11 protein-coding genes and 1 pseudogene are annotated in these 12986 nt (G+C 61.1%); 4 read left to right on the top strand and 8 right to left on the bottom strand.

The annotated features are described in order from the left end of the window. Window positions 1-347: 347 nt before the first annotated feature. The 8 genes and pseudogenes from BC1002_RS28540 to BC1002_RS28500 form a co-directional block, all read right to left on the bottom strand. Window positions 348-1373, bottom strand: coding sequence for an IS110 family RNA-guided transposase (locus BC1002_RS28540; RefSeq protein ID WP_013093454.1), 1026 nt, complete (start codon window positions 1371-1373; stop codon window positions 348-350). Window positions 1374-1558: 185 nt separating this feature from the next. Next, window positions 1559-1972 (bottom strand): annotated as a pseudogene (locus BC1002_RS28530) (Tn3 family transposase); the annotation flags it as partial. Between the two features lie 169 nt (window positions 1973-2141). Beyond that, window positions 2142-3866 (bottom strand): FAD-binding protein, encoded by a 1725-nt coding sequence (locus BC1002_RS28525; RefSeq protein ID WP_013093453.1) that lies wholly within the window; start codon window positions 3864-3866, stop codon window positions 2142-2144. A gap of 65 nt (window positions 3867-3931) precedes the next feature. Further along, on the bottom strand, window positions 3932-5167 hold the full coding sequence (locus BC1002_RS28520) for a CaiB/BaiF CoA transferase family protein (protein WP_013093452.1): 1236 nt from the start codon (window positions 5165-5167) through the stop codon (window positions 3932-3934). A gap of 153 nt (window positions 5168-5320) precedes the next feature. After that, complete coding sequence (locus tag BC1002_RS28515; RefSeq protein ID WP_013093451.1) at window positions 5321-6154, bottom strand: enoyl-CoA hydratase-related protein; 834 nt, start codon at window positions 6152-6154, stop codon at window positions 5321-5323. Window positions 6155-6262: 108 nt separating this feature from the next. Further along, the gene (locus tag BC1002_RS28510) at window positions 6263-7534 is read right to left on the bottom strand and encodes a TRAP transporter large permease (RefSeq protein WP_013093450.1); all 1272 of its coding nucleotides are present in this window, start codon (window positions 7532-7534) and stop codon (window positions 6263-6265) included. Between the two features lie 11 nt (window positions 7535-7545). Further along, window positions 7546-8079, bottom strand: a complete 534-nt coding sequence (locus BC1002_RS28505) for a TRAP transporter small permease (protein WP_013093449.1) — start codon at window positions 8077-8079, stop codon at window positions 7546-7548. Window positions 8080-8091: 12 nt separating this feature from the next. Next, a complete protein-coding gene (locus tag BC1002_RS28500; RefSeq protein WP_238538062.1) occupies window positions 8092-9192 on the bottom strand; it encodes a TRAP transporter substrate-binding protein in 1101 nt (366 codons plus the stop codon). Window positions 9193-9546: 354 nt separating this feature from the next. Between BC1002_RS28500 and BC1002_RS28495 the strand changes: the two genes are divergently transcribed. From BC1002_RS28495 to BC1002_RS28480, 4 genes are read left to right on the top strand one after another with little or no spacing between them, the layout of a single operon-like run. Further along, entirely contained in the window at window positions 9547-9972 is a 426-nt protein-coding gene (locus BC1002_RS28495; protein ID WP_013093447.1) for a MaoC family dehydratase, read from the top strand. Between the two features lie 46 nt (window positions 9973-10018). After that, window positions 10019-11164 carry an acyl-CoA dehydrogenase family protein gene (locus BC1002_RS28490; protein WP_013093446.1) on the top strand — a complete coding sequence of 382 codons (1146 nt, stop codon included), beginning with the start codon at window positions 10019-10021 and terminating at the stop codon, window positions 11162-11164. Window positions 11165-11208: 44 nt separating this feature from the next. Further along, a complete protein-coding gene (locus BC1002_RS28485) occupies window positions 11209-12402 on the top strand; it encodes a CaiB/BaiF CoA transferase family protein (protein WP_013093445.1) in 1194 nt (397 codons plus the stop codon). Then, the gene (locus BC1002_RS28480) at window positions 12399-12860 is read left to right on the top strand and encodes a MaoC family dehydratase (protein WP_013093444.1); all 462 of its coding nucleotides are present in this window, start codon (window positions 12399-12401) and stop codon (window positions 12858-12860) included. Before BC1002_RS28485 ends, BC1002_RS28480 begins: the two co-directional genes overlap by 4 nt. Window positions 12861-12986: the final 126 nt, after the last annotated feature.

The following is a 12986-nucleotide window of genomic DNA, read 5'->3' as shown; positions in this document are numbered from 1 at the left end:
AAACAAAGAGCCATTGTGATACGCGGGCGCAGGCAACTGCAGTTCGGGGTATTCGTCCTTTTTCGTGCTTGTATGGACCCGACGCCTTTTGCAAGCTTCTTGTTCGTGATGCCGAAACGGTCTGCATGCATGTATCCGGCTTGCCAGATGGGCGGTTGCCGAAGCACGCCCGCAGCCTCGATGAGATCCGCGCACCCCGTCCTTAGCAAAATCGCGGCTTGCTACAAGTGGCAGCCGGCACGAAAAACAGGCTTCAGGATGCTGGTTCAACCTATTTCGTCATCGCTTTGAGAAGCTTCGCAAACCTGTGTTGGGGGTAGCGTCTCCTTACAAGCAGTTTTCGGAGATTATGTTGCCGCGCTTCTCGTCATATAAGTCGCTTCGCTGCTGAGCAGTGCCTGGATGATCCGCGCGTTCCTGTTGGCCAGTGCGACCGCTGCGCAGTTATGCCCGCGTCGAGCCATCAGCTCTTGAAGCCAGATGCTCTGAGGATCCGTTTTTTTCGGTGCATAGCGCAGAACAGCCCGAGCACCATGAATGAGCAAGGTCCGCAGGTATGTGTCGCCGCGTCGGCTGATGCCGTGCAGGCGAGGCTTGCCGCCAGACGAATACTGTCGAGGCACGAGGCCGAGCCAGGCGGACAGATGCCGGCCGTTGCGAAACTGCCTGGCATCGCCGACCGCGGCGACAACGGCCGTGGCGGTAATCGGGCCAATACCAGGGATCTCGGCGATCTTCCTGCAGAGCGCGGATTTCTTCATGAACGTCTGGATGGATGCCTCGATGAGATGAACACGTTCCTCTATGGCGCGCATGTGCTGCAGAAGTTCGGTGAGCAGAGTCTGGCAAAAGGAGGTCAGTTCATCTGCGCTCGTGCGCAGCAATTCCGGTATCGCGCGCCTGAAGGCTTCCGGTGAGCGCGCAATAGCCAGCCCCCGTTCGCCGAGCAGGCCACGTATCTGGTTGATCAGCGCGGTACGATGACGCAGCAGAATTGCGCGCATGCGATGTGCTGCCTGGATATCCTGCTGCTCGACAGATTTGATCGTCACGAAGCGCATCGTGGGCCGGCTGGCAGCCTCGACGATCGCCTCCGCATCATTGCGGTCGTTCTTGTTTGTCTTGACGAACGGCGCAACATATTGCGGGCTGATCAGCCGGACTTCGATACCGACCGACTGGAAACGCCTCCCCCAGTGGTGGGCAGTGCTGCATGCTTCCATGACAACCAACTTCGGGTTCAAGGCGCGTACGGCTTCGAAGAACGAACTCCGCGAGACCTTCGACCGATGCACAACACGACCGCGACGATCAGCGCCGTGGAGCTGGAAGATCTGTTTCGCTAGATCAATGCCGAGAACGTCGATTTCCATGATGAACCTCCGCACGTCTGGGTGAGTGCGTTAGTGTCCCCCGGTGGGAGGCGCCGGGTCCATCTCAGTAAAATCTGGCGCTTTCATCCGCCCCCGCGCCTGGCCGGCGAGCGCATGATTGAGGGCGGTCAACAAAACCGCACCACGCGCTGCAGTCCTGCGGTCTGTGAGCATGCAGAACGCGTTCACGATCCAGCCATGCGCCGCCATGGCGCCGCATCGAGAAGCATCTCTCGATAGAGATCGATCGGAAAGCTCAGCGTTCCGCTGAAATTCACATGCGCAAAATGCGCTGGATCCATCCACCGTAACCAGTCGTCGTTCACCCCTTGGCCCTTGCTTTGCCAACGATCAGGGGTTGCCTGGATGCGCTGTGTATTCCACGCAATGACCAGGTTTGTCAGCAGCGACAAGGAGCCAAAAATCGCGATCATTTCGTCGCGGCGCCGCCCGCGCTCCGGCGCGATCTTGCCGGTATAGATTGCGCGCTGCAACTGATGGACCGATTCACCGCGATTGAGCAGCGTATGCATTTCACGCCGGAATTCAATGTTGCTGAAGTAGTCGCACAGGAAAAGCGTGCGCAGTAACCTACCGAGGACCAGCTCTGGGTTTCGGATTTCACCGACGTTTCTCGGCGACCGTCGGTTCCGCTAACGGCGCGGATGAACAGGGCGGATACCTCGGCAAGGCGAAGAACGCGCTGGAAACGGGTTTGAGCTTCGCTTGTATGGCCGGCCTGATTCGTGTGCCGAGGGAACCTGTGACTTACGACGGCAAATCCGCCAGCCGCCCGAACCACAGACCTTCCGGTACATTCCGCTCGAGGAAGATGTTGCTGGCGAAGTCCGGATTGCGCTCAGGAAAGTCTTCGCGGTAGTGACCGCCGCGACTCTCACGTCGGGCAAGCGATGCGCAAGCCATCAATTCACCGACCTGAATCAAGTTCGCCAACTCGATGCTCCGGATGAACTCGGCCGGCGTGCGGATCATCATGTCCTGAAACAACTGGTCGCGCGTCTCTCTGCAGATCCGCCGGAAAGTCTGAAGCCCGGCTTCCTCGCGCACGATCAGCAAATACCGGTTTGCACTCTGCTGGATCCGTGCTCTCAGTTCTTCCACCGTGTGTCCGCCACTTCGGCGGAATCGCGTGGCGACCGTGCGACTGTCGTCGAGGGCTGCCGCAGTCGCGCGGTGCGTTGTCATTCTCGCTCGTTCGGCCGCTGCGAGGCCCGCGCGGCGGCCGAAGACCTGGCACGTCAAGGCCATATTGCCGCCGAGACGGTCGGCGCCATGCGGACCCGCTGCCACCTCACCCGCAGCGAACAAACCCTTCAGATTGGACTGAGCGTTTTCGTCGATGTACAAACCGCCGTTGATCGCATGTGCGGAACAGGTGATCTGCACGCGGTCGCGATGAAGGTCGACGCCGTGTTCCTTATACCATTGGCAGGTCAGCGGCCACATCCTTGCGATGCTGCGGCTCTTGTCGGCCAGTATCGCTTCGAGATCGCATCCGACGAAGTCGAGAAACACGCCGCCTTCAACCGTGCTGCGGCCATCGTTGAGTGCCTTCTGAATCGAAATTTCGACGTAGCGCGAGATGTCGCTTGAGCTGAATGGGAAGTGCCGCTCTTTTTGCCGAATGACATCGACCTGAGCGAGTCCCGCCGGCAGATAGTCAGGGACGAACGCCCTGCCATCGCGGTCGGTGAGATTCGGCTGCGCGTCCCACAGGTAGTTGCCGAACAGGTTGGTGAAAGGCGTCAGCACACTCACACCGGCCTGCATGAACTCCATGTTGACCAGTCTCGCGCCCGCGCGATAAGCCATTGCATAGCCGTCGCCGGTAATGTCCGATGGATACAGGTTTTGGGCGAACAGCTGACTTGCGCCGCCGGTGGTAAGAATCGTCGACTTGGCATGGATCAGCACCGGGTTCCCATCAGAATCGATCGCATATGCGCCGAGACATTCGCCGTCCTGCGATAGCAGGTCGACGAGCATCAACCGGTCCATGACCTTGATGCCTCGCCGGGACGCTTCGGTCCCCAGCGATTTCACGATGGGTTTGAAGTGCTCATGAATCACATGTGAGCGCGCCCTGGAAGAAAAGCATGCGCGAAAAACCAGGTAATGGTCGTCCTCGCGCTCGAACTTTACGCCGTACCGTTCGAGGTACCGCAGGGAATCCTGCGCTTCGTTCGCGAGAATCGAGCTCAAGCGCGGGTCGGCCATGCCTTGAGCGGCATGCAGGATATCGGCCAGAAAAACATCGGGACTATCGCTGGGATCCCCCGCTCCGTCCGGCACATTGAAGGCGCCTACTTCAGCTACGCTATGAAACGTCGCGCCGCTTTTGCCAAACTGGCCTTTGATCACGACCAGCACGTCAGCGCCGCTGGAATCTGCTTCGAGCGCAGCCCGCAGCGCAGCGCCGCCGCTGCCAACGACCAGCACGTCCGTCATGACTTCCCTGTACTTGTCACTCATGCCCGCTTCTCCTCTTTTCATCGACACGTGCGGCACGCTTGCCGCGTGGACGGCGCACCCCTGCTTCACGCAACGCCGTCTTTTGCCGCATCCGCGGCAACGGCCGCGGCCTCCTCGGCAACGCCGATTACGCCGTCCGCCAGCAACGAGTCGATGGTCGGCCGGCTCGTTCCCAACCCTGACAGGATGTCGATCGTGTGCGCGCCCAATCGTGGCGGCGGCGTGCGGATAGCCGGCGCGCTGCCGTTGTAGCGCACCGGATGATTGACGAGCGTCACGGGGCTGCCGGTTGCACCTTCGACTGTCTCGAAGCTCTTCAAGTGGCGCACCTGCGGATCGGCGACCACCTGCTCATAATCGTTGACGCGCGTGTGCCAGACATGCTGCCGCTCGAAGAGTGGCAACCAGTGCGCCGTCGTGTGCTGCGCAAGCCGGCGCGCAAGCCGGTCGGAGATTTCCTGCTGCTCGTCGAATGCGCGCTTCGCGGGAATCCGTTCCTTTGCCGGCATCTCGAGGATCTGATAGATGATGTCAAGAGGACTCAGCGACAGTGCGATGAAACCGTCCGCAGTTGCGTATATGCCATACGGCGCGGGGAAGTACCAACCTGATACACGCCCAGCCTGTCGCACGTCGTCATGGCCTTCGCCGTTCAGGAAGCATGTGAGAGACTCCTGTTGCAGATCGAGCGCCGCCGCCAGCAAGCTAACGTCGACCCGGCAGCCCTCGCCCGTGCGCTCACGGTTGAGCAATGCCGTCAGGATACCGTTCGCATACAGCGCAGCGCCGTGATGATCGACGACGGACACGCCCACCGCGCGCGGACCGTCCTGCCGGGTTCCGGTGACTGTCGCGATACCCGACATGGCCTGAATGATCAGGTCCTGCCCCGGCCGGCTGGCATAGGGTCCGTCAGGACCGAACCCCGAGCCGGACGCGTAGATGATGTCCGGCTTGACTGCCCTGAGTGCGTCGTAACCCAATCCCAGCTGTTCCATCACACCGGGACGGTAGTTTTCGGCGACGACGTCGACTTGTGGCAGCAAGCTCATGACGATATCGATTGCGCGCGCGTCCTTCAGATTGAGCGCCAGACTGCGCTTATTGCGATTGCCCATCAGAAGCAGCATCGTCTGTCCATCGATGGCGCGGTTAGCGCCGCCCCATTTGCGCTGAAATGCGCCGTCGACAGGTTCGACCGATATGACTTCGGCCCCGCAATCGGCGAGGTGCTGCACGCCCAATGGCCCCATCAGAAAATGATTGAAGCTGAGAATGCGGATACCGTTCAGCCCGTTCATGCAATCTCCGTTAGGTCATGAGTCCGGCTATCTGCCGAGGCGGCCCAAGGCCCTGCCGAACTCCGCGTTCACCCTGAACATTCGATGCCCGTCAAAACCAAAGGCAAGCGTTGCCCACCGCCGTCGAAAGGCGCATGTGCGACGCACCAGTGATCAGCGACCCTTGAAGTGCGGCGGCCGCTTTTCGACGAACGCGCGGTGGCCTTCGGCGCGATCCTCCGTCTTGAACACGTCGAGATTCGCCTGATGCTCCAGCTCCAGGCCTCGTTGAAGATCGGTCTCGAACGAATCGAGCACCGCGCGCTTGGCCAGTCGGACCGCGAGCGGTGCGCGGGCGGCGATCAGCGACGCGATCTCGACAGCGCGCGCGATGCTGCGTGCCGGCGCGACGACCTCGGTCACCAGTCCGTGGCGCTCGGCCTCGGCAGCCGTCAGCGGTTCGCCGGTCAGCACGAGTTTCATCGCCAGTGTCTTGCCGAGCACCCGCGGCAGGCGCTGAGTGGCGCCGTCGCCCGGGAGCGCGCCGATCACGATTTCTCGTTGCGAGAAGGTCGCGTCGTCCGCCGCGACGACGATATCGGCCAGCATCACCAGTTCGTGACCACCACCGATGGCAAAGCCGTTGACCGCGGCGATCAGCGGCTTCGGAAACGTCTCGATCGTCTTCCAGCTCGCGAGGCGCACCGGATCCGCATACGCTGCGACCCCGCGTGCCGCCATGTCGGCGATATCCGCTCCCGCGCTGAAGAAACGCTCGCCGCCGGTGAGCACGACAGCCCTGACGTCGTCGCTAGCTTCGGCCGCCGCGAGCACGCGCGCCAGTTCCTCCAGCAGCGGCACAGACAGCGCATTGCGCTTGTCGTGATGATTCAACGTGATCAACCAGACGAACTCAGCGGGTTGTTCCAGCTTCAGGTACCGCAGGTCCTCGCCTGCGGCCAGCGGGACCGGGGCCGCGCCGCTTCGTTCGATGTGAGCCGTGTTCATGATGAGCCTCTCGGTATTGCGATCGTTTTGCGCGCGAGAACAGTCGCCGCATACGAAGTTCTGAAGATTGGGCCGGGCGCGTGCGGCCGGTGGCCCATTCTCCTCGTGTTATTTGATTGCGAGCAGGTTCGGCAGGAACCGTGGGATATGCGGGAAGACGATGATCAGCAGCAGGTCGACCGTCAGCGCGAAGATGAACGGCAGGATCGCCCGAGTCGCTTTTTCGACGGACACGCCGCCGATCGATGCAGCCGTAAAGAGGCAAAAGCCGATCGGTGGCAGGTTGATGCCGATGGCCGAGTTGATCAGTACGATGACGCCGAACACCACCGGGTCGATATGCATCTGCGCGACGAGCGGCAGGAACACGGGGATCACCACCGCGATACTCGAGATCGTTTCCAGTACCGTATGGGCTGCCAGAAGGAAGAGATTGATCAGGATCAGCAACACGAACGCGCTGGTCGTCACGGCGAGAAAGCTGTTGGCGACGTGCAGCGGGATTTGCGCCTCGATCAGATAGCGGCCGAGCACGAACGCGAGCCCGAGAAGAAACGATACCCGCGTGGTATTGATAGCAGTGCGCGTGAGTATTTCCCTGAAGTGCGACAGCTTGAGCGACTTGAAGACGAAGGCGCTCACCAGCGTCACATAGACCGCCGCGATGACGCCTGCCTCAACCGGGGTGAAGATGCCGCCAAGAATGCCGCCCAGAATGATCACAGGAGTCAGCAGTGCCAGGATCGCCTGTCTGAACGTGGTCCACAACCGCGCGGCGGAAAACGCTTCGACGGCCGTATAGTTCTGGCGCACGGCAGTGACGTAGTTCACGAGCATGAAGGAAATCACCACCAGCAGCATCGGCACGATCCCCGCGACGAACATCGTGCCGACCGACACGTTGGCGGTGTACGCATACACCAGCATGCTCATCGACACGGGCGACAGCAGTCCGAGCGAGCCCGCCGCCGACTGCAGCGCCACTGCGAACGCGCGTGAATAGCCCTGCTTGACCATCCCCGGAATCATGACCGAGCCGATCGCTGCGGTGTCCGCAGTCGCCGAACCGGACAGGTCGGCGAAGAACATGCTGGCAACGATCGTCACCTGGCCGATGCCGCCCCGCATAAACCCGACAAGCGCCTGCGAAAAGTCGATGATCCGGCGCGAGACGCCACCCGCATCCATGATGGCGCCAGTCAACATGAAGAACGGGATGGCCAGCAGGCCGACGTTATTCAGGTTCGCAAATAGCTGCTGCGGAATCACCAGCAGCGGGGTTCCATTCAGCGTCAATGCAATCGTCGCCGCAATGCCGATGCAAATGGCCACCGGTACACCGAAGCCGAGCAATCCGGCGCCTAGAGCGAGTGCCCACATGTTGATTCACCTCAGATATGTTCGGAGACGCCCTGCAACAGAGAGGGCCTCGTTTGCGCGCCGGGCGCGAGATGGGAAACCGCGATTCGCACCGCGGAATGAAAGACCAGCAGCGCCCCGCAGACGGGAATCGAGAGATACGGGTAGACCATGGAAACTGGCAAAGAAGTCGCTGTTTCCGTGCCCATCAGCTCCAGCATCTCTCCACCGTACATGACGAACACCGCGCCGAGCGCGAGGACTACGCAGTCGGTAAGGTCCGCCAATGTCTGCGCGAAGATGGGCGGACAACGGTCGGCCAGTACCCGCACCTCCGGATGAACCCGCAGCTTGGCTCCTGCCGCCGCACCGAGGCACGTGAGCCACACGAACAGATAAGCCGCGAGTTCGTCGGACCACGACAGCGAGTCCTGCAGGATGAAGCGAAAGACCACGCCGAGGCCAGCGACGCACACCATCGTGAGAAGCAGTCCACCGCATAGGAACAGCGTGATCTTCAGAACCAGGTCGTCGATAAACATGAGATTACGCGCAAGCTTTTCCATGGCACTCCCCGTTCATTTCGAAGCGACAGCGGACTTGTCGGCTGCTTCGATTTCCCGATAAAGCGCCTTGCCATCCGGAATGCCACTGAGCAGGCCGTCGCGCGCCTTTTCGGTTGCTGCGGCCCACGGCGCGGTGTTTATCTCGGTCACCTGGGTGCCGTTCTTCTTCATCGTTGTTAGCGCGTCGTCATACTCGCGCTTGTATTCTTTCATGTCATAGTCAGCGGCGATGGCGGCAGCCGCCTGAAACGCCTTCTGCTCGTCAGGCGAAAGACGCGTCCAGGCGCTCTTGCTCATTGCCAGCACCACGGGCAAGTAGTTCACATGGGTCAGGTAGTAATGCTTCGCGACATCCGAGAACTTGTCCTGGATGAACTGCTCCGGTGACGTATCGCCTCCGTCGACCAGGTCTTGCGAAAGCGCCAGAAATAACTGGTTATAAGGCAACGGCGTCGGGTTTGCGCCCAGTGCCTTATAGCCCGCGATATAGCCGGGGCTCTGCATCACTCGCACTTTCAGATCCTTCATGTCACCGAGCGAGCCGACGGACTTCTTAGCCGTGAACAGATTGCGTTCGCCCACCGATAGCCACGTCAGGCCGATCATGTTGACGGCCGGCATCATGTCGAGGAACTTGCGGCCGACCGGTCCTTGCAGAACCCGGTTCGCGTCGTCGATGCTGCTAAAGAGATAAGGCGTATCGAAGATCTGCCATTGCCTGATCGTGTTTCCGATCGGCGCCTGGGCGGAAATCATGAGCTCCTGCGTGCCGGTGCGCAGCGCTTGCGCCATCTGCACTTCGCCGCCGAGCTGTGACTGCGGAAAGATCTCGATCTTGACCTTGCCGTGGGTTCGCTGCGCGACCTCCTTGGCGAACACCTGGGCAGTCAGCTGATAGTGGTTGTTCGGAGCGAGGGTGTGGCCCAGCTTCATGACGATCGGGTCGTCGGCGCGGGCGACGCCTGCGACAACGACGCCTGCCGCGAGCAGCGTACCTACCATGATGGCGCGTCCTGCGCGGCGCGCGCTCAAGAATGCTTTCATTTCGTCTCCTTCCGTACTGGAATTTAGTCTTCGCTCCGCGTCAGGTCGATCCGTCAGCAGGCGCTTCAAGTATTCGTGAGTGCACGCAACGGGCGTTAGGACCGGTCGCCCGATTTCTTGTACTTTTTTACGGCGTCTTCGATAGCAAGCGTTTCCCGGACTGTCTGGCGATTGATCCGGCGCACACGGGGGAAGACCCTTGGCGATACTGGCGAAGGGCAGAGCGGGGGCTATCCGCGGGCGCCTTGCGGATCAGGTGAAGACTGAAATCACCGCGTGCGTGCGGTCAAAAAAGTCCAAGCATTCCCCCAAACCGTCCTAACGGTCAGCAACCCGCACTGATTAGATTTGAGTCATGCCCGCCGGCCCCAATCAACGAGGAACAGGCAGGCTTCTCAACCCACTCTCACCGTCAGAACCACCATGGCCAAACGCCCGCACATGGATTGTTACGCGCTCGGCGACACTGCCGATTTCGCCAAGACCGTCACCGAATTCGATATCTACGGTTTCGCCGGGATCGTCGGCGATTTCTATGCCGTGCATTTGAACGAGGAATTCGCCAAAACCACGCGTTTCGAAAAGCGCATCGCGCAAGGATGTCTGTCGGTCGGCTTCTTATCGACTGTGATGGGCTATATGGCGCAAAAGGCGCCGAGCCCTGGTGCGGTTTCCTACCGCTACGACATCACGTTCAACGCGCCGGTATTTATCGGCGACACCGTCACTGCCCGGCTCACGCTGCGCGAGAAAGACGACGATCGCAACGTATGCGTGTTCAGAGCAGAGGTCACGCGCCAGGACGGCACGGTGGTCGCATCCGGCGATACCTATCTGAAGGTGCTGTAACCCAGCGCACTGCCTTTAATCTCTCCCGCTTTTCACGGAATCGAACATGCCGCATTGGTTAAACGAACAACACACCGCGATACGAGACGCCGTGCGCCGTTTTGCGGAAAACGAAATCGCTCCTGTCTCGGAAGAGCTCTGGGAAGCCGAAGCCTTTCCTTACGACATCTGGAAGCGTGCCGGCGAGCTCGGCTTCGCCGGCCTGCCCTATCCGGAGAGTTGGGGTGGCGGCGGTGGCGAATGGCTTTCCTATGTGATCGTGCTGGAAGAACTCGCACGGGTGGATTGCGCAATCGCCAATTCGCTGATGGCCAATTCGACGGTCGCGAGCCTGCTCTCCAACTATGGCACCGATGAGCAGAAGGACCGCTATTTGCGCCCTATTCTCGACGGCCGCAAGGTCGGCGCGATCGGATTATCGGAGCCCAACGCGGGCTCCGACGCGGCTAACATCGCGACGCGTGCGACGCTGGAAGGCGACCGATGGATCATCGATGGATCAAAGACCTTCATTAGCAACTCCGGCACGGAAGTGACCGGACCGGTCGTCATCGCCGCGGTAACGGGCACGCGCCCAGACGGCCGCAAGGAAATTTCCAACTTCATCGTGCCCAACGGCACCCCCGGTTTCAGCTACGGACGCAAACTGCGCAAGATCGGCTGGCGCGCATCGAGCACCTACGAGTTGTTCTTCGAGCGCTGCGCGATTCCGGCCGCCAACCTGCTCGGCGAACGCGGTGCGGGCTTGCGACAGACGCTCGCCCAGATCAGCACGGGCCGAATCCTGATCGGCGCGCTCGCGCTGGGCATCCTGCAAGGGTCGCTGGATCGGTCGATCGCGTACATGAAGGAGCGGCGCGCGTTCGGAAAGCCGATCGCCGAGTTCCAGGCGCTGCAGTTCAAGATCGCCGACATGGCGGCCCACGCGCACGCCGCGCGGCTGATGCTCTACGATACCGCCGCGCTGAAAGATGCGGGCGTTCGCTTCGATCAACAGGCGTCGATGGCCAAGCTCTTCGCCACCGAGTGCGCGATGGAGGCGGCTCATCAGGCGTTGCAGATACACGGCGGCTACGGCGTGATGAGCGAGTACCCGGTGTCGCGCGCATTCGGCGACGCCAAGGTTCTGGAGATCGTCGAGGGGACCTCGGAGATTCAAAGGATGATCATTTCGCGAAACCTGCTTGCCTGAGCGATCAGTCAAACAGATAGGAACACGCGCTCAGGAGACGAGTCATGCTGGAAGGCATCAAGGTAGTAAGTTTTACTCACTTCTTACAGGGCCCCGCTGCCGTGCAGATGTTGGCCGACGTCGGCGCGGACGTGATCAAGATCGAACCGCCGGGCGGCGCGTTCGAGCGAAGCTGGTCCGGCTTCGATGCGTATGTCGAAGGTGTGAGCATGTTTTTCCTGCTCGGCAACCGCAATCAGCGCAGCATCTCGCTGGATCTGCGCGACGAGCGCGCGAGAGAGATCGTCTGGCGGCTGATCAAGGAAGCCGATGTCCTGATCGAAAACTACCGCCCAGGCGTCCTGCAGCGCATGGGCTTCGGTTACGACGATGTCCGCGAGATCAATCCGAGGCTCGTGTACTGTTCGTGCACCGGCTACGGGTCATCGGGGCCATATCTGAAGCGGCCAGGGCAGGACCTGCTGCTGCAGGCGATCAGCGGCATGACGATGCTCTCCGGCGACGCCGATTCCCCGCCCACACCAGTCGGCTCCGCGATCGTCGACCAGCACGCGGCGGCGTTGGCAGCCTTCGGCGTCGTCGCGGCGTTGCAGGCGCGTGAACGTACCGGCAAAGGCACGCTGGTCGAAAGCAATCTGCTCAACGCGGCGCTCGATCTTCAGATCGAGCCGTTCACCTACTACCTGAACAAGGGGCCGCTCTGGCCGCGCACAAACCCGCCGACCGGCAGCCGGTTCCATCCGGCGCCCTACGGGATTTACCGGACGCTCGACGGCTGGATCGCCGTTTCGCTGACGCCCACTGAAAAGCTGGCGGCGGCCTTGTCTCAGCCCACGCTCGCCGGGTTTTCGCACCCCAAGGACAACGTGCGCCGCCGCGACGAATTGAACCGCATCGTGTACGACGCGCTGACCACGCGCACGACGGCCGACTGGATGACGACCTTCGACGCGCACGACGTCTGGTACGCGCCCGTCAACGATTACGATCAGGTCGAGGCCGACCCGCAAGTGGCGCACAACCACATCATCATGGAGGTCGACCATCCGCAGGCCGGGCCGGTTCGCTTGCTCGCGCATCCGGTTCGATACGACGGCGCAGCACCGCCGCTCACCCGCCAGCCGCCGCGGCAAGGCGAGCACACCCGTGAGGTGCTCGCCGAACTCGGCTACGAGCCACACGAAATCAATACGCTGGTCGAAGCCGGCACAGCGCTGACCGAGCGGAGAACCGCATGAAGACTCATCCGAATCGGTGCCACGAGATGCTGCGCTTCGACGATATCGAGATTGGCCGCTGCCAGATCCTCGTGCATACCATCGCGGAAAGTGACGTGAACGCTTTCGGCCATCTGTCGGGCGACCTGAATCCGTTGCATATGGATCCCCACTTCGCGGCACGCACGCCATTCGGCCAGCGCGTGGCGCACGGCCTGCTGACCGCGGCATTGGTGTCGACGACGCATACCGGCTTGACCGGTCCCGGCTTCGTCTACGTCGGGCAGGAGTTGCGCTTTCTCGGACCCGTCTTCATCGACGATACGATCAAAATCCATGTGACCGTGGTCGAGAAGAAGCCCGCCAAGCGCATCCTCGTGATGGACACGATGGTTCGCAATCAGGACGGCAAGCCGGTGCTGACCGGACTGTCGGCGCTGAAGGAATTGCGTTTCCAATCAGCAGACGTAATGAGCTGACAATCAGCACGCGAGGCCGAACCTGTGCGGGTTTTCGGCAACAGCCGTCACGCCGCTTTGCCAATTACAATTAGACTACTTTCGATGCCGAACGGGCGAAGGAGAAACAGCAGGCTTGACTTGGCT

Origin of the sequence: Paraburkholderia atlantica (assembly GCF_000092885.1) — a bacterium.
GTDB classification, from domain to species: Bacteria; Pseudomonadota; Gammaproteobacteria; order Burkholderiales; family Burkholderiaceae; genus Paraburkholderia; species Paraburkholderia atlantica.
Note: the sequence above shows the minus strand (reverse complement) of the source record. Positions and strands in the feature narration are given on the sequence as shown.